The 18,649-nt window shown below is 66.3% G+C and carries 18 protein-coding genes; 9 read left to right on the top strand and 9 right to left on the bottom strand.

The features are described 5' to 3' along the window. The first annotated feature begins 48 nt into the window (after positions 1 to 48). The 4 genes from H6717_24080 to H6717_24065 all read left to right on the top strand — a co-directional run bounded on the left by H6717_24080 (position 49) and on the right by H6717_24065 (position 3,284). Positions 49 to 240: a hypothetical protein gene (locus H6717_24080; protein ID MCB9580128.1), complete on the top strand. Its 192-nt coding sequence runs from the start codon at positions 49 to 51 to the stop codon at positions 238 to 240. A gap of 27 nt (positions 241 to 267) precedes the next feature. Next, positions 268 to 795, top strand: coding sequence for a hypothetical protein (locus tag H6717_24075; GenBank protein ID MCB9580127.1), 528 nt, complete (start codon positions 268 to 270; stop codon positions 793 to 795). A 101-nt stretch (positions 796 to 896) separates the two neighbouring features. Then, positions 897 to 1,841, top strand: a complete 945-nt coding sequence (locus H6717_24070; GenBank protein MCB9580126.1) for a hypothetical protein — start codon at positions 897 to 899, stop codon at positions 1,839 to 1,841. Between the two features lie 15 nt (positions 1,842 to 1,856). Next, a complete protein-coding gene (locus H6717_24065) occupies positions 1,857 to 3,284 on the top strand; it encodes a purple acid phosphatase (GenBank protein ID MCB9580125.1) in 1,428 nt (475 codons plus the stop codon). Here the strand turns inward: H6717_24065 and H6717_24060 are convergent. Beyond that, positions 3,274 to 4,101, bottom strand: a complete 828-nt coding sequence (locus tag H6717_24060) for a class I SAM-dependent methyltransferase (protein MCB9580124.1) — start codon at positions 4,099 to 4,101, stop codon at positions 3,274 to 3,276. The two genes, H6717_24065 and H6717_24060, sit on opposite strands and share 11 nt — an antisense overlap. 57 nt (positions 4,102 to 4,158) lie before the next feature. On the opposite strand from H6717_24060, the gene H6717_24055 reads away from it, so the two are divergent. Further along, a complete protein-coding gene (locus H6717_24055; protein MCB9580123.1) occupies positions 4,159 to 4,674 on the top strand; it encodes a (2Fe-2S)-binding protein in 516 nt (171 codons plus the stop codon). Here H6717_24055 and H6717_24050 read toward each other — a convergent pair. Both H6717_24050 and H6717_24045 read right to left on the bottom strand, forming a co-directional pair. Then, positions 4,671 to 5,711: an amidohydrolase family protein gene (locus tag H6717_24050; GenBank protein MCB9580122.1), complete on the bottom strand. Its 1,041-nt coding sequence runs from the start codon at positions 5,709 to 5,711 to the stop codon at positions 4,671 to 4,673. The two genes, H6717_24055 and H6717_24050, sit on opposite strands and share 4 nt — an antisense overlap. Positions 5,712 to 5,751: 40 nt before the next feature. Beyond that, positions 5,752 to 6,414 (bottom strand): phospholipase D family protein, encoded by a 663-nt coding sequence (locus H6717_24045; protein MCB9580121.1) that lies wholly within the window; start codon positions 6,412 to 6,414, stop codon positions 5,752 to 5,754. Positions 6,415 to 6,519: 105 nt separating this feature from the next. Between H6717_24045 and H6717_24040 the strand changes: the two genes are divergently transcribed. Continuing rightward, complete coding sequence (locus H6717_24040; protein MCB9580120.1) at positions 6,520 to 7,053, top strand: hypothetical protein; 534 nt, start codon at positions 6,520 to 6,522, stop codon at positions 7,051 to 7,053. 141 nt (positions 7,054 to 7,194) lie between these two features. Here the strand turns inward: H6717_24040 and H6717_24035 are convergent, their stop codons facing one another. Then, the gene (locus H6717_24035) at positions 7,195 to 8,790 is read right to left on the bottom strand and encodes a hypothetical protein (protein MCB9580119.1); all 1,596 of its coding nucleotides are present in this window, start codon (positions 8,788 to 8,790) and stop codon (positions 7,195 to 7,197) included. A 424-nt stretch (positions 8,791 to 9,214) separates the two neighbouring features. Beyond that, positions 9,215 to 9,643 (bottom strand): c-type cytochrome, encoded by a 429-nt coding sequence (locus tag H6717_24030; GenBank protein ID MCB9580118.1) that lies wholly within the window; start codon positions 9,641 to 9,643, stop codon positions 9,215 to 9,217. Positions 9,644 to 9,917: 274 nt separating this feature from the next. Here H6717_24030 and H6717_24025 point away from each other — a divergent pair, with 274 nt between their 5' ends. Together H6717_24025 and H6717_24020 are read left to right on the top strand one after the other, a co-directional pair. Continuing rightward, positions 9,918 to 12,251, top strand: coding sequence for a molybdopterin-dependent oxidoreductase (locus H6717_24025; protein ID MCB9580117.1), 2,334 nt, complete (start codon positions 9,918 to 9,920; stop codon positions 12,249 to 12,251). Next, positions 12,251 to 13,246, top strand: coding sequence for an FAD binding domain-containing protein (locus H6717_24020; GenBank protein ID MCB9580116.1), 996 nt, complete (start codon positions 12,251 to 12,253; stop codon positions 13,244 to 13,246). The genes H6717_24025 and H6717_24020 overlap by 1 nt, the downstream gene beginning before the upstream one ends. 7 nt (positions 13,247 to 13,253) lie before the next feature. On the opposite strand, the gene H6717_24015 is transcribed toward H6717_24020, so the two are convergent. The 3 genes from H6717_24015 to H6717_24005 form a co-directional block, all read right to left on the bottom strand. After that, complete coding sequence (locus H6717_24015) at positions 13,254 to 14,207, bottom strand: hypothetical protein (protein MCB9580115.1); 954 nt, start codon at positions 14,205 to 14,207, stop codon at positions 13,254 to 13,256. Between the two features lie 404 nt (positions 14,208 to 14,611). Beyond that, positions 14,612 to 16,069: a putative metal-binding motif-containing protein gene (locus tag H6717_24010; protein ID MCB9580114.1), complete on the bottom strand. Its 1,458-nt coding sequence runs from the start codon at positions 16,067 to 16,069 to the stop codon at positions 14,612 to 14,614. 341 nt (positions 16,070 to 16,410) lie between these two features. Next, the gene (locus tag H6717_24005; GenBank protein ID MCB9580113.1) at positions 16,411 to 17,583 is read right to left on the bottom strand and encodes a hypothetical protein; all 1,173 of its coding nucleotides are present in this window, start codon (positions 17,581 to 17,583) and stop codon (positions 16,411 to 16,413) included. Between the two features lie 359 nt (positions 17,584 to 17,942). On the opposite strand from H6717_24005, the gene H6717_24000 reads away from it, so the two are divergent. Then, on the top strand, positions 17,943 to 18,176 hold the full coding sequence (locus H6717_24000; protein ID MCB9580112.1) for a hypothetical protein: 234 nt from the start codon (positions 17,943 to 17,945) through the stop codon (positions 18,174 to 18,176). A 3-nt stretch (positions 18,177 to 18,179) separates the two neighbouring features. Here the strand turns inward: H6717_24000 and H6717_23995 are convergent, their stop codons facing one another. Then, complete coding sequence (locus tag H6717_23995; GenBank protein MCB9580111.1) at positions 18,180 to 18,524, bottom strand: thioredoxin family protein; 345 nt, start codon at positions 18,522 to 18,524, stop codon at positions 18,180 to 18,182. Positions 18,525 to 18,649: the final 125 nt, after the last annotated feature.

Genomic DNA, 18,649 nt, shown 5'->3' with positions numbered 1-18,649 from the left:
GTCAGGAATTTGCCCCGCTGCGACGCACGGCGTTACGCCTGCCGAGCCATGACGTCCGTTTCCCTGCCCCGCGCACCGCTCTTCGTCTTCGGCGTCGCCGCGCTCGGAGCCTCGGTGGAAAGCTGGCTCGTTCCCGCTTCGGACATTCCCGCTCTGGCGATCGGCCTACGCCTGGCCATCGCGACCACGTTCCTCGGCCTGCTCGCCTATCGCCACGCCGCGCAGCGTCACTGGCTGTAGCTCGGCCGGCCGTGTAGGCTGCGGGCGATGTTGGGAGTACCTCGCATCCTGTGGGGAGCCATCTTCGGCTCCACCTTCGTGTTCGTGTTCATGATGCTCGTGGTGCACCCGGAGAATCCCGGTCCTCCGCCGCCCATGCTGCCCCCCATGTTCGCTCTCGTGGCGCTGACGACGGCGGTGATGAGCTTCGTGGTGCCGCGGGTCCAGTACCGGCAGGCCGTGGCCCGGGTGAAGCTCGACACCATCGAAGAGATGGCGGACGCCGGCTCCGACGTGCTGCCCTACCGCTCGGGTCCCAAGCGCCGGGTGTTCGCCAAGCCGGACGAGGCCCGCCGCAAGGCGTTCCTACTGTTCCAGACCCCCTTCATCCTGTCCCTGGCGTTGAGCGAGTCCATCGCCCTGTTCGGCTTCGTGCTCGGCTTCATGGGCTTCGCCTCGTGGATTGCGTACCCCTTCTTCGGGGTGAGCTGGGTGCTCTTCGCCCTGCGCTTCCCCACGGAGGACAAGGTCCTGCGTCCCTTCGAAGCCGGCACTGGCGCGTACTTCCCCAGCTGATCGCGTGGCCCGGTCTGGCGCAGCGTGTGCCAACTCAGCGGTCGTTTTCTCCGAAGCTTGTCGGTCCGCCGCGGGCACGTAGGTTGCAGGAAGTCGCGACCATGCACTTCCTCACTCGCGTAGGCATCACGGTGGCGGCGGCGTTGGCGGCGGCGGCGTGTGGCGGCTCGGTCAACCAAGGCGGCAGCGGGGGCAGCGGCGCGGGCGGCAGCGGCGCGGGCGGCAGCGGCGGCTATGGCGCTGGTGGCTACGGCGCGGGCGGCGCGGGCGGCTACGGCGCGGGCGGCGCGGGCGGCTACGGCGCGGGCGGCAGCGGCGGCTTTGCGGGCGTCGCGGGCGGCGGCGTCGCGGGCTCCGGCGGCGGCATCGCCTGCGGCGAGACCCACGACATCGTGGCCGTCACCATCGACTCACAGTTCGCCCCCGGCCCGGTGTGTCCCGACAGCGGTGGCTCGCCCAACGTCGTGTGGCAGCACACCGGCCGCGTCGTGAAGAGCGCGAACAACACCTTCGTGATGGACACCTGCCCGCCCAACGCGGACTGCATTCAGATGTTCACCACGGTCACGGTGAAGGCCGAAGGGCTGGATCTGAACATCCCCGTCGGAACTCTCGTCGACGTACGCGAGGAGCTGAACAAAGTCTGGATGGTCTGCTCGACCCAGCTCTCGATCCGCAACGTTGCCAACTGGGGCGGCGAGCAGAACCCCGTCTGGTCGAACGACAACGGCTGGTGGCTGCTCGCAACGGACCGCACCGCCACACCGCCGAAGGAGTCGCCCTTGTCCGTCTCCGTCGCGGACATCGGCTGCTATCTGAACACCCCCGGCTGTGGAGGCGCTCAAGCCCCTGGCGACTACGCTCTGCTCTTCGACGTCGGCCCGGGCCAGCCCGGCGTGATGGTCGGCATGGGCCAGGTGGAGTGGATCTACAACGGCATTCAGGACTTCATGGTGCGAAACCAGCGGAGCTACCAGAGCGGCGCCTGCGACGACTACTGGAACTGGTCATGGTGGGCCATGTACGCGCCCCTCGAGGCAAATTGAGCTACGCTGTGTGACGTGCGGACCGCCACTCTCGTGCTCGTGGCGCTTCCTACGGTCGGTGCGCTGGCCGTGGCGGTGTTCTCGGGCTGCAGCCAAGATGACTCCAAAAAGCCCTCGGACCAACCTCCGGCGGAGCTGACCTTCCCCTACACGCCCAAGGGTTGTGACTACCAGGTCGCGCTCCCGGACGCAGCGGAGGAAGCCAGCGGGGATCGTGACGTAGTAGGCGCCGATCCGGCACCCAAACACATCCACGTGAGCTGGGCCGGAGCCTCGTCGTCCACCGTCGCCGTGAATTGGGCCACGGACCTCGACACCCGACTCACCCGCGTCCTCTATGGAACGGACAAGGCCGGCGTCGAAGCGGCAGATGGTCCCAGCGGCGCGGTGCACGTGGCCGCAGGACACACGATGCTATTGGGCAGCCCGCTGTTCACCACCCAGAAGCTACGCGTGCACGAGGTGCACGTCTGCGGTCTGGAGCCGGACACCACCTACTTCTACAAGGTGGGCGGCGCCGGCCACTGGAGCCAAGTGTACGACACCGCCACGGCGCCGCCGGTGGGGCAGTCTGCCCCCTTCCGCTTCGCAGTGACTGGGGATTCTCGCGGCAGCGGCGAGATCTTCGCGCAGATGTCGGAGCAGATCACGAGCGGTGGCGCGGACTTCCAGGTCTTCACCGGAGACTTCATCGACAACACGGCAAACCAAAGTCATTGGGAGCAGTTCTTCGAAGGCAAGAGCGGAAGCTTCGCGACGCAAGATCTGATCGCCACGCGGCCGTTGATGCCCGTGAACGGCAATCACGACAACCTCTCCGTTTATTACGTCGGCCAGTTCGCGCTACCGCAAGATCCCTCGCCCGGTGAAGAAGCGCAGGGAGAGGAGTGGTACTCCTTCGACTACGCCAACGCGCACTTCGTGATGCTATCGAGCGAGGGCACCAACAAGGACCCGCAGACGAAGTTCTTGGAGGAAGATCTGGCCCAAGTCGATCGCGGCAAGACGCCCTGGGTCTTCGTGGCGTTCCATCGTGCGCCCTACACTTGTGGCAGCTCCCATCAAGGGGACAGCCTCGCGCCACGAGAGACGTGGCAACCCGTCTTCGACAAGTACGCCGTGGACATCGTGTTCACCGGCCACGTCCACAACTATCAGCGCTCCTTGCCCATCCGTGGTTTCCAGCCGGGAACGACGGACGGCCAAGTGGCGCAAGCGGGACCCAACGGTGAGCCGGTGAACGGCAGCGGCACGGTGTACGTAGTGTCCGGTGGTGCGGCGAAGGACTTGTACGGCACCGATCCTGCGTCCACTTGCTACTTCTCGAAGTATACCGAAGAGACTCATCACTACGTGATGGTGGACGTGGACGGGAACAAGCTGAGCTACAAGGCGATCCGCACCGACGGAAGCGAAATGGACGCCTTCTCGATCACGAAGTGATCTCCCCGCGCCACACGCGCGCGGGGGAACGCAGCTGCACCAGGTGCGGCGTCGCCAGCTCCGTGGGCACCGGCTCCGCTGTCGTGAAGCCCGTCCTCGCGAAGAAGCTCCGCACGTCCGCTTCGTCGCGAAAGTTCTCCGCGGCGCCGCGGCCTCGGGTCACCAGCCAGATGGCGCCCTTCAAGAGCTCCGAGGTGACCGCCAGCGTGCGCCCGCCCTCGTTGGAGCGCAGGTCGCACAGGAACGTACCGCCCCCGGCGAGGCCTTCGGCGATGGACCGCGCGATACGCTCGCGCTCGGGCATCTCGAAGTAGCCGAGCACGCCCTCCGCAATCACCACCGGCCGCTCGGCGCCCGCCAAGCGCTCGTGAAGCCACGCGCCGAAGTCGCTCGATAGCGCGTCCTTCTGTTCCTGGGTCAGCTTGCCGCTCACTCGCGAGAGCAGCCCGCGACGCGCGAGGACGTCGCGCTTGGCCGCCACCATGTGCGGCAGATCGACCTCCGTGTAGCGCACGCCATGGTCCAGCGCCCAGGTCACCCCCCGGCGGGAAAGGCCGGCTCCGATCTCCAGGATGTGGTCCGGCCCGATCTCCGACAGCGCGTGCTCGATCGCCCGGTGGCGGAGCTCCAGGTACTGCACCATGCTCGGCACCGTGCGGCTCGCCGCCGCCAGCCACTCCCCCACGGCGCGAAAGCTCCAAAATAGCGTTCGGCCGGTGGGCGTGGCGAAGTGCTCCGCGTAGGGCAGCCGCAAGCGGTGCCACACGTAGGCGGTGTAGTGGGCGGTGGGGCTGATGCGAGCATCGCGATCCGTCACCGTGCAGAGCATAGCGCCTCGCGTCCCGCCGCGTGGGCCGCTATCATTCCTCCCGCCGTGCGTACCCTGAACCTCGTCGTCAATGGTGATCGCCTGGAGCTGGCGGTGCCCGACCACTGGACGCTGCTCGAAGCCCTGCGCTACCAGCTGGGGCTCACCGGCACCAAGCAGGGGTGCGACAAGGGGGACTGCGGGGCCTGCACCGTGCTGTTGGACGGCGAACCGGTGTTGTCGTGCCTCACCCTGGCGCAGGTCGCCGAAGGTCGCGAAGTCGTCACCATCGAAGGGCTCACCCCGCTCCACAAGAAGGCCGGCGGCACCGGATTGGATCCCGTGCAGGACGCCTTCGATCGCTCCGGTGCGCTGCAGTGCGGGTTCTGTCAGCCGGGCATGATGCTGTCGGCCAAGGCGCTGCTGAACAAGAACCCGAACCCCTCCAGGCAGGAAATCCGCGAGGCCCTGTCCGGCAACCTGTGCCGCTGCACCGGTTACACGCAGATCTTCGAAGCCGTGGAGCTCGCCGCCACGGGCGTTCGCGAAACGCCGTACTGGGAACGCTTCCGCAAGGGCTAAGCGGCGCGGCGGCGGGCGAGGAGCTTCTCCGTGCTCAAGCCCAGGAGGCGCGCGGCGTTTCGATACAGGATCTTGTCGCGCAGCTCCGGCGCGCCCTCCGTCGCGATCAGCAGCTTCGAGAGCGGCATGCTCTGGTGATAGAAGGGCCAGTCGCTGCCGAACAAGATGCGATCGTGGTCCACGCGCTCGATGATCTTGCGAACTCCCGTGAGGGACTGACTGGCGATCTCCACGTACACGTTGTCGTAGCGGCGGGCGAGCTCGATGCCGGCGTCCACCTGGAGCGCGCCGCTGTGACCCAAGATGAACGTGGTGTCCGGCGTCTCTTCCAGCGGTTTCTTGTAGTGCCGCACCTGTGACAGGTAGCGCCCCAGGGGCGGCTCGATGGCCACCGGGCCGCAGTGGAACAGCACCGGCAAGTGCCGCTTTCCGCACTCGCGGTACAGCTTCATCGCGCGGCGGTCACTCGGGATCACGGTCTGCACCGCCGGATGCACCTTGATGCCCTTGGCGCCCATCGCCACCTGGCGGTCGAGCTCCGCGCGCATGCGCGGCTTGTAAGGGTGCACCGAGCCGAACACAACGAACTCGTCGCGCCCCTTGGCAGCCCGAAGCCAATCTCCGGCGTTGTCCGAGAGCACGGGGAAGTCGATGGCCAGCAGCACCGAGCCCACCACGCCGAGCTCGCTCATTTCCTTCGCCAAGTTCGGCAACGTGTGGGTGCGCCGCATGCCCCCCGCCGTGACCGCGCCCAGCGAGAGATCCCGCTTCATCTTCGTGAGATCTTCCGGCGTGAAGTTGACGTTCGCGTACACGTCCAGGTCCAGCGTGCCCGAAAGCGGCAGGTAGTGCTCGGTGCTGGGCCACTCGCGATTCAGATCCAGCTTCTGCGGCAGGACGTACGCGAGCGCCAAGTGCGTGTGCACGTCCACCGCCGGCGGCAGGTCCGCGTCGACCACCAATCGGCCGTCCACCACGTCGAACCAGGGCAGCTTCGCGAGATCGTAGGAAGTGTCGAAACGCGTCGGGTACTCCACGGCTTCGACGTCGCACGAAGCGCCGCCTGCGTCCAGAGGGCTACCCCGCGCGCTTCCGCCGCGCGCTCTTGGCCGGCCGCGCGCGCTTCACGCCGGGCAATGCCGGCCTGTCGAGGGGCTTCGGACACTCGTTCCTCAGCTTGCAAGCGCCGCAGCGCCGCCCACTCCAGATGGCGTCGAACTCCGCCTGCGCCTGGTCCAGGAGGTAGTCGTCCTCCGTGAGGATGCCGAGCTCGAAGTTCCGGCGTTCCGCCGCGCGGGCGCCGAGTCCCGCCCCGGTGAAGTTGGCACTGCCCAGGTACAAGAGCCGCCCGTCGATGGTGATGGTCTTCAGGTGCACCCGCGGGCACTCCCGTAGGGCCAGCTTCTTCTTCAACCGAGGGTGTTGGTTCAACGCGGAAACGAACGGTCGCGTCGGCGCGCTCCCGTGAAGCAAACGGATCTCCACGCCGGCGTCGCTCAGCGTCTGTAAGGAGTCGAGGATCGACACGTAGCGTCCGCGCGCGCGGGCTCGCGTGCCGATCGGAGCCTCGATGCGCAGCTCTTTCAAGTTGGCCGTCGCGATCCACACCGCCACGCGAGCGCGCGGCAGCTCCTTGCACACGAGCACGTCGTAGTGATCCGCGCCGGACAGCAATCGCACGTCCGCCCGCCGCGTCTCGGACCTGCTCTCGGCGATCGCTTGCCACGCGCTCTGGGCCACCTTGGACGAATACGTCGAGGCCGGCCGTCCGGGAAAGAAAGCCGCTCGAGCCCGCTTGCCAGCGCGCCGACACGGTGAGAGCTTCGCCCTCCGGAGGAATCGGACATGAAGAAGCTCTTGCTCTTGGCGTTGGTCGGTTCGGCGGCCTTGGCGGCGTGCGGCAGTGACGACAGCAGCGGCGGTGGCAGCACCAGCAGCTGCGCGTCGAACCCCAGCAGCTGCGCGTCCGGAGAGACGTGCTGGCCCAAGGACGCCGCGGGCCACTTCGGCTGCTTGGCCGCAACCGCGGCCAACGGCGAAGGCACCGGCTGCTCGCTGATCATCGGGCAACCGACCTGTGCCGCAGGGCTGTTCTGCTTCCCGAGTGCCAACGGCAGCTCCTCGGGAACGTGCTCGCCGTTCTGCTCTTCGGGGACCTGCAGCAGCGGCAACGCGTGCCTGCCGGTCACGACGACGGGTGGCAGTGGCGAGCAGGTGCCGGTGTGCGTGCCCGGCGGTGGCGGCGCGGGTGGCGCGGCGGGCAGCGGTGGCATGGCCGGCGCGGCGGGCAGTGGCGGCATGGCCGGCAGTGGCGGCATGGCCGGCAGTGGCGGCATGGCCGGCAGCAGTGGCGCGGCAGGTGCCGCCGGCGGCAACTGACGGGCATCGCGCCGCACAAACACCCAACCGACATGGCACCGTCCGTGTCCGGAGTCTCTGCGCTCGGGCTGCCTGACTCGCTACCCCGCACAACCGAGCTGATTCAGACAGGGAAACGCTTGGCGTCTCCTGACCGCGAGCTCACGGGCCCACGAGCACGGTGCCACCGTCGCCCACTGCGTAGACTTCACCGGACGGCGCAGCATAGACGTCGTAAAGACTATTCGTGCCCGCAGGGATCGGCTCCTGCGTCCATCCGAGGGAATCAAAGAACAGCACGCGACCTTGGGAGCTGGTGGCTAGCGCGGCGAACACGCGGTTCGGCGCAGTGCCGTGAAGCCCGAAGATCGTTCCTGTCGTCCCCAACGGAAAGACGTCCGTATTGGTACCGTCGAAACGACTCAGCGACTGGAAGGCCATGAAGACGGGAAGCGGCGCGAGGCCCCAGATCGCCGTCGACGCCGTGTCGATCTCGGACACCGCGCTGCCATCGTAGTGCAGCGTCTTGCCTGAAGAGAGCCAGACGTCATTTGGCGATGCTGCCCATAGGCTGCAGCGCCCTGCGGTAGCGACCATGTAGGTCGAGGTTCCCCCGACGAGGTTCACGTTGGTCCCCTGAACGCGATACAGCGCAGTGACGATGCCATTGCCGCTGATGTTGTCGCGCCCACCCACCCATAGGCTATCGTCACCATCGACGAAGAGACACGCGCTGGTCAGACCCGGCACCGTCAGCACGTAGCTCCACGTTGAGCCGTTGAACTTGTGGAGCTTGCCGTCGTGCTCGATGGCGAACACGTTGCTCGCCGTCGTTCCATGTACGTCCGTCAGGGAGAACGCTTGCGGCGCGCGCACCTGCCATTTGACGCCGTCGTAGTAGATGGCGGTAGGCCCTCCTGCCGCCCACACCGAGCTCTTGTTCGTTCCCCAGACCGCCTGCAAGGTGCTGGTGGTATTGGAGATCATCTTCGTCCAGCCGGAGGTCGTGCACTTCCCTCCCGAGCACCCGTTGGCGCAGCTAAGGTAGGTGACGGGATAGCTGCAGCTACCGGCAGAGCAGGCGCCGACAGTCTGGTACAGCTTGACGGTGTAGGCATCGGAACAGGTGCTGGGGGGTGGGGTGTTGCAGATCTTGGGTGCTCCGATGCATACGCCGGCGTTGCAGCTGTCTTGGTCGGTGCAGGCATTGCCGTCCGAGCACGACTTGCCGTCGTCAAACGCGTAACTGCAAACGCCCTGGGAGCAGGTTCCGGTGCTCTTGTGGCACGACGTCGGCGGCGAGTTGCAGACGACGCTGGCGCAGGGATCGTTCTGGCATGCCCCGTTGCTGCAGGCGCCGTTGCACGCGATCTGCTTGCTGGCGTAAGTACAAAGTCCGCCCTGGCAGCTTCCGCCCTCGAACACCTTGAGCGTGGAAGCATCGGAGCACACGGACGCGGGAGGCTGGTTGCACAGCATCGGCGTTCCTTCACAGACGCCGCCGCTGCACACGTCGGAGATGGTGCAGTCGTTGCCGTCGTTGCAGCTCGCGCCTTCCACGAATGGGTAGACGCAGGCGCCGTTCTCACAGCTGCCGGTTTTCGCGTAGCACTGGCTGGGCGGCGTATTGCAGCCCCCGGGGCAGGCCCCAGCCACACCCCCAGTGCCGCCACCTGCCACACCGCCACTGCCCGCAACACCGCCGGTGCCGCCCCCTGCGACACCACCACCGCCCGCCACGCCACCACTACCCGCCATGGCCCCGGTGCCGCTCCCGCCCGCGCCACTGCTTCCACTCCCTCCCCCGACGCCGCCCGAGCTGTTGCCAGCTCCGCCGTCGAGCCCCCCGCCTGCGCCTGTGGCGGCGGCGCCTCCACCTCCCTCGGAACGCGAGTCGCCTCCATTGCTCGAGCAAGCCACGACGCTCGCGAAACCGATCCCAACGGCCAGCCAAGTCCAGGTGAGGCGCATCATCTTGCGCCGCGGCAGCAACCTCCGTACCACACGAGGCGCAAGGACTTGTGTGATGGTGCTTGTGGCGTCAACGCCTCAAAGGTGTCGGCGTCTGGGGTGCCGGCGCCACAAGTGGTTCCGCGCCGCACAAACAAAATCAGGAAGCGGCCCTCACTGGAGAGCGCGCTTCCTGATCGCTATCGAGCTCAGGAACGCCTGAGCGTCGGGCTCACTTGCCCTTGAAGCCGCGAACGATCTTCACCAGCTCGTCCACCACCTTGGGCTTGCTCTTGAGCTGAGGGTTCGGCGGCATGGCCGCGCTCTTGCCGACCGCAGCGCCACCTTCGAGGATGGCCTTTCGGAGCTCTTCGTCCTTGACCTCCTCCTGCCATTTCACGTCGGTGTAGTTACGCGGCTTGGGGTTGAGCGCGGCCGCGCCGGGCCCGTCACCCTTGCCATCCTTGCCGTGGCAAACCACGCACGTCGTGTCGAAGTACTTCTTGGCTTCGGCAGCCGGATCGTCGGGCGTGGCAGCGGCGGTCGTCGTGGCGGCCGTGGAGCTGCTGCTCTCCGTCTTGTTCTCGGACTTGGAGCATCCGATCGCTAGCGCCGAGCAAGCGATGGCTCCGGCTACGAACGCGGTGACGAGCTTGGACATGAGACCTCCGGGAATGAGCTTGTTCCGGCCGTCGATTCGCCGGCTTCGGGGGGTGCGTTTAGCACGCGATCGCCGAGAGTCGTCTTCGAGAATCGACGGGGGCTGACCACTATCACCACGCGGAGGAAATTTCACTCGAGCTGGTGGTTCACACGCCACTTCGGGAGCCTTGCACAAGCAAGGGTGCGACAATTTGCCCGGTCCGCCGCACGGGTCGACCCTGCCACGGCCCGCCGCTATCATGACCTTCGGTCACGCGAAGGAGCCCGAGGCAATGTCAGCGCGAGACAACCACGGCACCGAGCCGCCGTATGGCGAGTTCTCCGTCGTGGGCAAACCCCACCGCAAGGTCGATGGTCACCAGAAGGCGACCGGTGCGGCGATCTACGCGGACGACATCCAACTGCCCGGCATGCTGCACGCCAAGCTGCTCCGGAGCACGGTGGCGCACGCGAAGATCAAGCGCATCGATACCTCGCGGGCCGCGGCCTTGCCCGGCGTGCACGCCGTGATCACCGGGCAAGATCTACCGGTGAAGTACGGCGTGATCCCCTGGACGCCGGACGAGAACGCGCTGGCCGTGGACAAGGTGCGTTTCATCGGCGACCCGGTGGCGGCCGTCGCCGCGGTGGACGAAGACACGGCCATCGATGCCCTGGATCTCATCGACGTGGAGTACGAGCCGCTGCACGCGTTCCTGGATCCAGAGGATTCCGCCAAGAACGCCGAGCCGCGCATTCACGAGGAGCGCAAGAGCAACGTCAGCAAGCACGTGCTCCTGGAGTTCGGCGACATCGAAGACTCCCTCTCGAGCGCCGACGTGGTGGTGGAGAACGAGTACTACTTCCAGGGCACGACTCACGCCGCCATCGAGCCCCACTGCGCCGTGGCACGCATGGATGGCGAAGGCGTGCTCACGCTGTGGAGCTCCACGCAGATCACGCATTACGTGCAGCGGGAGCTCTCCAAGGTGCTCGCCTGGCCGCAAGCGCGCATCCGCGTGATCCAACCGTGTCTCGGAGGCGCCTTCGGCGGCAAGAGCGACCCCTTCTCCCTCGAGTTCTGCGTCTCCAAGCTGGCGATGATCACCGGCCGCCCGGTGAAGATGCTGTGGACGCGGGAAGAAGTGTTCTACGCCCACCGCGGCCGCCACCCCATGCGCATGCGCTACCGCTCCGGCGCCAAGAAAGATGGGCGCATCACCGGCGTGGACGCGCGAATCCTGATCGACGGCGGCGCGTACAGCTCCTTCGGCCTGGTCACCACGTACTACTCGGGGCAGCTGCTCACGGGGCCGTACGACTTTCCATCGTATCGCTTCGATTCCACGCGCGTGTTCACCAACAAGCCGCCCTGCGGTCCCAAGCGCGGGCACGGCTCGGTGCAGCCGCGCTTCGCCTTCGAGGTGCAGCTGGACGAAATCGCCGAAGCCCTGGGCATGGATCCCATCGAGATCCGTCGCAAGAACTACCAGGGCGCCTTCACCACCACGGTGAACGGGCAGCGCATTACCTCAAGCGGCTTCGCGGAGTGCTTGGCTGCGGTGGAGAAGGCCAGCAACTGGAGAGAGCGCCGCGGTCGTCTTCCGTTCGGCCGCGGCCTGGGCGTGGCGGGCTCCATGTACATCACCGGAACCAACTACCCGGTGTACCCGAACGAGATGCCGCAAGCGGGCATCCAGCTCAAGGTGGATCGCTCCGGGCTGGTCATGGTCTTCACCGGGGGCAACGACATCGGCCAGGGCTCGAGCTCCGTGGTGCGCTACCTGGTGGCGGAAGAGCTCGGCCTGGTGCCGGAGGACGTTCGCGTGATCGCAGCGGACACGGATCTGTGCCCGGTGGATCTGGGCGCCTACTCGAGTCGCGTCACCTTCATGGTGGGCAACGCGACCATCGACGCCTGCCGCAAGCTGCGCCAGCAGATCGCCCAAGCCGTGGCGGAGAAGTGGCAGGTTCCGGCCGAGCGCATCGTGATGCGTCTGGGCGAGGTGACCGACGGCAGCGAGAGCATGACCACGCGTCAGGCCTTCGAGCTGGCGGAAGCGCGCTTCGACACGCTGGGCGCCACCGGCTCTTACAACACGCCCAAGCTCGGTGGCGACTACCGTGGCGGGACCATCGGCGCGTCACCCGCGTACTCCTTCACGGCACACGTGGCCGAGGTCACGGTGGATGTCGAGACCGGACGCATCATTCCCGAGCGCATCTGGGTGGCCCACGACTGCGGCCGCGCCATCAACCCCATGCTGGTCGCCGGGCAAATGGAGGGCAGCGCCTACATGGGCGCGGCGGAAGCCGTGCTCGAGCACCATCGGGTGGACGGCCGCGGGCTGCACGCCGGCCCCTCGCTCCTGGACTACCCCATTCCCACGTCTCTGGATGTGCCGGACCTCAGCGCCATCATCGTGGAGAGCGTGGATCCGGAAGGACCCTACGGCGCCAAGGAAGCCGGCGAAGGTCCGCTGCATCCCGCGATCCCCGCCATCGCCAACGCGGTGTTCGACGCCGTGGGCATTCGCCTGCGCGAGCTACCGCTCACGGCAGCCAAGGTGCTCCGGGCTCTGCGCGACAGCGCCCAACAGCGTGAGCTCGCCAAAGGAGCCGAGTAGTGCTGCGGTTGCCCAAGTTCCAGGTCGCCCTGCCCGAAAGCGTGGCGGACGCCGTAGCGCTGCTGTCCGCCCACGAGGGCGAAGCGATGATCGTCGCCGGTGGCACGGACTTGCTGCCCAACCTGAAGCATCGCCTGTTCGAGCCCAAGCTGCTGGTGAGCCTCGAACGCGTGGCAGGGCTCGGCGCCATCCAACGCGAAGCCGACGGCACGCTCCGCATCGGCGCCATGGCGCGGCTGGATCAGCTCGCAGCGCACGCCGACGTCATCGCCCACGCGCCCGCTTTGGCACAAGCCGCCGGCGTGGTGTCCGGGCCGCAACTCCGGCGCATGGGCACCGCGGGCGGCAACGTGATGCTCGACACCCGCTGCCGCTACTACAACCAGACGTACTTCTGGCGGAAGAGCCTCGGCTTCTGTCTCAAGAAGGACGGAACCGTGTGCCACGTGGTCGCCGGCGGTCGCAAGTGCGTCGCCGCGGCCAGCAACGATACGGCGCCCGCCTTGATGACGCTCGGGGCTCGCCTGATTTTCGAGGGCATGTCGGGGCGGCGCGAGCTCCTCGTGGACGACTTGTGGAAGAGCGACGGGGTGTGGAACAAGCACGCCGCGCCCAGCGAGCTCTTGACGGAGATCCGCATCCCGCCGCAGGCCGCGGGCCATCGCGGCGCGTACGGCAAGCTCCGGAATCGCGCGGCCATCGATTTTCCCGAGCTCGGCGTGGCCACGCGGGTCGACGTGGAACGCGGCAGCGTCCGCGACGCGGACGTCGTCATCGTGGCGCTCGCGGCGCGCCCGGTGCGCGTCAAAGGGGCGGCGGACACGCTGCGCGGCGCAAAGCCGGGAGAGCGGAGCTTCACGGAGGCGACGGCGCGCCTCGCGGAGCACGCGTTCAAGCAGTGTCACCCCATGCCGAACGTCCCCGGCGACGAAGACTACCGCCGCGAGATGGTGCCCGTGTTCGTGCGGCGCACGCTGAAGGCCGCGGTGAGCTGAGAGCCCGTCAGGCCGATCCCTTCGGCTGCAATCGCTCCGAGATTCGTCCGGCCAGGTGCAGGCTGTCGACGACGCTGGTCCATGCCTGCTCCGCTTCGGCGATGTCCGCTTCCCACCAGCACGCCGTGATGAGCACCTGAACCCAGCGGTTGGCGGCGATCAACCAGCGACCGCGCGCGGGCCTTTTCGCTGCTTCTGGGCGTTTCGTGTCTTTGGAAAGGAACGCGTACTCGCTCCACGAGATCGTCGTCTCGCCTCGCATAAACGTCACGATTGGAGACGCTTCCGCACGATGCTCGCTGCCGTCGATGAGGTCGCGGAGCCGCGCCGGGACGTCGGGAGCCTCCGGCGGCAACGGCGGAAGATGCAAGCAGGACATCTCGATCATCATTTCATCGTTCGCGTCGGCGATGCGCCAGTGGCCCTCCTGTCGCCACGACACGTTCCAGCCCTCGGGCACGCAGGCTTCGAACGCGTCTTCTTCGCCGAACGATCGGCGGCCGGGCGCGATGATGCGTGGACTCGACCGAGCGCGCCAGCGCCGCGCCGGCGCGCCGCCCAACGCTCGATCGAATATCGCGAGCAGGCGCTCCCTGTACTCGGACCACTTTTCCAGAAACTGAGCCCGCCGTCCGTCTTCGGACAGACGGAAGAATACTTCCGCGTGCAGTTCGCCCTGGTCGAAGAACAGCTTGAAGGCCGACCACGATGTGCCGATAGCGTCCTGCCCCGTGCCCAGTCGAACCCATGAACACGTGGTGACGGCGGTCGGGGTCGACTCGTCCCCCGTCTGCGCAGGGTCCGGCTCGTGATTCAGCCAGCCCGCGACGGCGTCGACGAAAGCACGACCGGAATCGGTGCTGGTGGAAACCAGGCGCGCTTTGCCATGGGCGAAAACGAAGAATCCTTCCTCCGCGCCGAGCTCGAGGATCGCGGAACCGCCGGTGTCCACCTCGAGCAAGAGCTTGTTGGCGTCACTCGCTTCGAGACGGGTGACCGTCAGATCGAGCCCTTCGCGGTCCGCCGCGACCAGCCCTGGCACCACGACCTCGAGCGACCTCTCATCGTCCATCACTCGATGCTACCGCTGCTTTGGTCCTTTGGCTGTTCGACGTGGAATTGAAGCGACCGCCGTCCGCCGCAAAAAGAGTGGAACCGGCTTGCGCGGCAAGCTTCTTGCGCGCTGGCAGGGTGGGCGAGGTGTCGGAGTGGAGAAGCGACCCGCATTTGTGGACGAAGTGCCGCCCGCAATTCGCACGCACGGTTGAGACCTTCGGAAAAGCCGAGTCGAAGACAAGATCTGCGCTCGCCAGCGAACCCTGCCCGCCGCCCGCGTGTTCATCTCGCGCGCGGTCGCGCGTCTTGTCAGGGCACGGGGTTGTCGCAGAGGTTGGGTCCGGAGATCCAGGAACGCACCATTGTAAGGCCCGATGTTTCGTCCACCCATAGGATCGCGGTTCCAAGATCTCCCCAAGCGGCAACTGGGACGCCAAAATCGATCCAACCAGGATTGTCGATGTCCGCGAGCTTTGCCTGCGAGCGCACTTGGCATTTCGCATCGAAGCTGACGGCGTGAACCGTAGCGTTCTGATTCGAGTTCTGCCCGTACACCACTAGCCTTGCCTCACCGCGCGAAGCCACCGCGCCAACTACTGCCGGCTTGTTGCTCGGAAGGGCGCTAGCAGTGCACGCCTTGGCGCCCGAAGCCAGAAGTTCGACGTAAGATATCGACTCCGCTGAGGTAGAGCTTTCGGTCCACGCCAAGGCCCAGCCTTGAGCTGTCGCACTAGCGGCGGGATGGATGCCCTGGGCAGCGTTGGGCAGCGGGTCTGCGGAGACTGCGGCATCCCCCACGGTTGCCAATGCGCTCGACAAGCGAAAAGCCTTGATGGAAGTCGAGAATTGCAGCGCGCCTCGCTCCCGCGCAACCAGCACGCCCGCAAACCCACTCGAGATGGCAGGCTCCCGATTGCTTCCTCCCGTGTCGCCGACTTCGTGGTCGAAATCTTGTGGGGTGCCCGTCGCCGAAATCGCTCGCACGCGAATCCTACCCCAGGGGTTGCTGGTGATATCAGACCACGCCACGATCCACCCGCTGGACGTACCCGCCAGGTCAGCCGAGGTGTCTGGTGCGGCACTGAAGGACTCGCTGACCACCTTCGCCACGTCAGGGAATGTCCCGTCTGGCAGGACACGACGGAACATCACCTGGCCGTTGTCAATCCACGAAACACCGAATTCTGTGCCACTCCACGCGATTCGGGGACGCGATGTCTGCTTCGTGACCTGTTTCCTGGACGACGTGTCGAGCTGGCCGTTTTGATCGATCCTTGCGTAGTTTATGCCGTCGCCAAACGGGTCTAGCCATACGACACCGTAGTGCTTGTCTGTCGGCGACCACGCGATCGCAGGAAACTGTCCTTCGACTAGATCGCTCACCCCGCCCAGCATCGGAGTGCCCTCTTCGAGCTCGTCCTTGCCGTTGCAGTCATTGTCAATGCCGTCACAGACTTCATCTGCGCCGGTGTAGACTTTGTCGTTCGTGTCGTCGCAGTCGTCGCCTGGCGTTGTTGCGGCCGTACACTTTGCGTCCAAGTGCTGATCACTATCTGCATCTAGGCCCTTGATGATGCAGTCACCCGTCGATGGTTCGCACGCCGCGCTGCAGTGCACGCCATCCGGATTCGTGCACTGCGGAGGGGTCCCGTTTTGGCACTTGCCGTTGTTGCAGGTCTCCTTGCCGTTGCACATGTCCTTGTCGTCACACTCGGTGTCGCCGGTGCAGTCCGCCGGCAGACCGCCAGTGCCGCCGCTGCCACTCACGCCACCGCTCGCGCCAGCGCCAGCTGCGCCCCCTGCGTCGCCGGTCTTGCCCCCCGCACCACCGTTCGCCGTGAACTCATCCGACGAGCAACTCGCCGTCCCAAACAACACCAAGCCCAACGCAAGCCACGAAGATCGCATGAACCCTCCTGAGCCGCGTAGTTCACCACGCGGCCAGACCCGCGTCGAGGCCCGCGCCCCAGCAGACTGTGGCGTTCGGGGAACTCCCGGGGAAAGTTAGGGGGAAGACTCGTTAACCCCAGTACTCACGTGAGTCGGTCCTCTGTAACAAGCTCGGCCCGGCGAAGATTCTTCCCACCGGGTATCCCGCGCGTGCTCGCCTATCGCGGAACGAGCAACGCCAGGGCACGACGCAGCAGCTCTTGTAGCGAGAGGGTGCGAGCTTCTCGAGCGAGCTTTTCCGTTGCCTTCTTGGCTTCGCCCTTCTTGAAGCCTTGGCTCGTGAGGGCCAGGAGGAGCTTGTCTTGCTTCTCCCGCGCCTCTGCATCCTCAGCGTCTTCGGAGTCTGAACGCCTTCGCTGACGAAGGCGAATCTTGTCTTCCACGTGCTCCCTGCCGAAGGTCTTCTTGGCCGCGTTCAAATTGTGGCTCCTGCAGAACACCCGACCATTGGAGGCGCCATCGCCACCACCGATGCCGGTGGCTTCGATGTGGTCGTACTGGAGATACGCCTTCGCCGTGCAGCGCACACCGGACTCCGACACGAAGCAGCACTGGGCGCCGTCGCGCTCGTACACCTCGCGCCGGGCCGCATGGCCGGGGTCGCCCGGCTTCGTCCCGCGCGAGCGGCGCGGCTTGTCCGTAACGCCCCAGCGCTTGTTCTCCAGCTGGCGAATCAGCGCGTCGAGCGCCCGTTCGATCACGACCTCCAGCTCCCGGCTCACGTGGCTCATCAGATTCTGGGCGTGCTCGAGCTTCGCTTTCAGGCTCTCGCCAGCGCTGAAATGCACCTCGAAGCGCCCTTCCGAGAGCGGCTCCACGCCGGGCGCCGGACCTTTTCCACCAGTGCGCAGCGGCTTCACCTGATCCGGGACGTCCGGCTTCGGGAACCAGCGCGCGAGCACCACGCGAATCCCCGCGCTCGTCTTGCCGGCGGCGTCTTCCAGAAGCGCAGTGTGATTCTCCCGAGTGAGCCGCGGAGCCAAGAGCGAAAGCCCGGAAAGGTGCAGGTTCCCGTCGGCGAGCAGCGAAAGCACCACCGGAAACGAGAGCGCGGCCCGCGCCCCGGCGATGCTCCGATACGCCGTGCCCTCACTCATCCCCAAGCCGCGCACGCAGAAGTCGTACATGGAGGAATAGCCCTCGTCATACACGAGCTCACGCCGGTCGATTTCAGCGAGATGCGCGACCAAGTGCGCGGTCGCCTTGCGACGACCGGCGTTGGCCACGACCGCGCTGGACCAGAGATCACGATTGGAGAGGTCTTGAAGTGCGGAGAGCGAAGTGCGCTCGGTGGCAGACAGTTCTACGGAAACGGTTTTGGACGATGACATGACAAACCCCCGTGGTTTCAGCCGATATACCACGGGAAATTTCGCCTTCTTCAGCACGCTGTGGCTGCGCTTTCAAGCACGCGGGCACCTCGAAGATCGATTTGGTTTCGAACGCGCCTCCATTGGGCGCACGTGCGCTTCGCAGACGCTGTCCGAATGAGATCGGCAAAATGAGAGCGCGGAGCGTCCAAAGTCTCGTCAACCGAAATCGTCTTCGCGGTGTCGAATTCTGTCGTCCGTTCGCACTCGTCTCGCGTCGCATCCATGGTTGCGATCTTCTGGCCGGTTGGCCCGCCCTCGACCGACACACCGCAACGGCGGCGCGGTCGTCAGTCGTTCTCGTCCGAGTGGCGTCGGTGATGGTCAACCCAGGTGAACAGTGGGACTACTGTCGTCGCTCGGTGTTTGGCTCGATGCCGAACTGCACCGAGCTGCCTGCGCTCGACGTGGCGACTGGCCAAAGCGTGGCGACGGCGCCGACCACCGCCGACATGGCGGCCGGTGACGCCGGCTTCGCGGTGGTGTGGCAATCCCTGTCCGGGTCGCACCGCGCCATCCGAGTGCGGACCTTCGGTCCGCACCTCTGCGACTGACGGCTACGTCGAAGGCGAGAGCCGCGTGAGCACGCTCTGGGGGAGCATGCCGACGTGGACCTCGACCACGCGGCCGCCGGACACCTCCAGGGTGCTGGGCGTGGCCATGACCTTGAGGGCGCGCGCCAGCTCCAGGTTCTTGGTCACGTCCACGGCGAAGACGTTCTTGTTCTTCTGAGCCGCCTTCTGGACGATGGGCGTCAGGGTGCGGCACGCCGCGCAGCTGGGGCTGAAGAAGTACACCAGGCCGTCCGTGGCCTTGGCGATGGACTTGCCGACCTTGCCGGGCAGATCCGGCAGCGGCTGGCCCTTCATGGCCTTGGCCTTGATGCGAACGAAGACGTTCATCCCGACCATCAAAGCGACAAACAGGCCGATACCCGCGAGCACGATTGTTCCGAAGGTGGACATATGCGCCCGGTAGGAGCCAGGTCGCCGCGGAAAGGGTTCGCGGATCTTGGCTCGGGCCGTTT

This window comes from Polyangiaceae bacterium, assembly GCA_020633235.1.
Lineage (GTDB): Bacteria > Myxococcota_A > Polyangia > Polyangiales > Polyangiaceae > JACKEA01.
This window is presented reverse-complemented; position numbering and strand designations above follow the sequence as displayed.

What these genes read in the sequence shown, in the direction of transcription:
- H6717_24080 (MCB9580128.1), top strand. Translation starts at nt 49, where the DNA reads ATGACGTCCGTTTCCCTGCCCCGCGCACCGCTCTTCGTCTTCGGCGTC.
- H6717_24075 (MCB9580127.1), top strand. Translation starts at nt 268, where the DNA reads ATGTTGGGAGTACCTCGCATCCTGTGGGGAGCCATCTTCGGCTCCACC.
- H6717_24070 (MCB9580126.1), top strand. Translation starts at nt 897, where the DNA reads ATGCACTTCCTCACTCGCGTAGGCATCACGGTGGCGGCGGCGTTGGCG.
- H6717_24040 (MCB9580120.1), top strand. Translation starts at nt 6,520, where the DNA reads ATGAAGAAGCTCTTGCTCTTGGCGTTGGTCGGTTCGGCGGCCTTGGCG.
- H6717_24035 (MCB9580119.1), bottom strand. Translation starts at nt 8,790, where the DNA reads ATGGCGGGTAGTGGTGGCGTGGCGGGCGGTGGTGGTGTCGCAGGGGGC.
- H6717_24030 (MCB9580118.1), bottom strand. Translation starts at nt 9,643, where the DNA reads ATGTCCAAGCTCGTCACCGCGTTCGTAGCCGGAGCCATCGCTTGCTCG.
- H6717_24025 (MCB9580117.1), top strand. Translation starts at nt 9,918, where the DNA reads ATGTCAGCGCGAGACAACCACGGCACCGAGCCGCCGTATGGCGAGTTC.
- H6717_24005 (MCB9580113.1), bottom strand. Translation starts at nt 17,583, where the DNA reads ATGTCATCGTCCAAAACCGTTTCCGTAGAACTGTCTGCCACCGAGCGC.
- H6717_24000 (MCB9580112.1), top strand. Translation starts at nt 17,943, where the DNA reads ATGGTCAACCCAGGTGAACAGTGGGACTACTGTCGTCGCTCGGTGTTT.
- H6717_23995 (MCB9580111.1), bottom strand. Translation starts at nt 18,524, where the DNA reads ATGAACGTCTTCGTTCGCATCAAGGCCAAGGCCATGAAGGGCCAGCCG.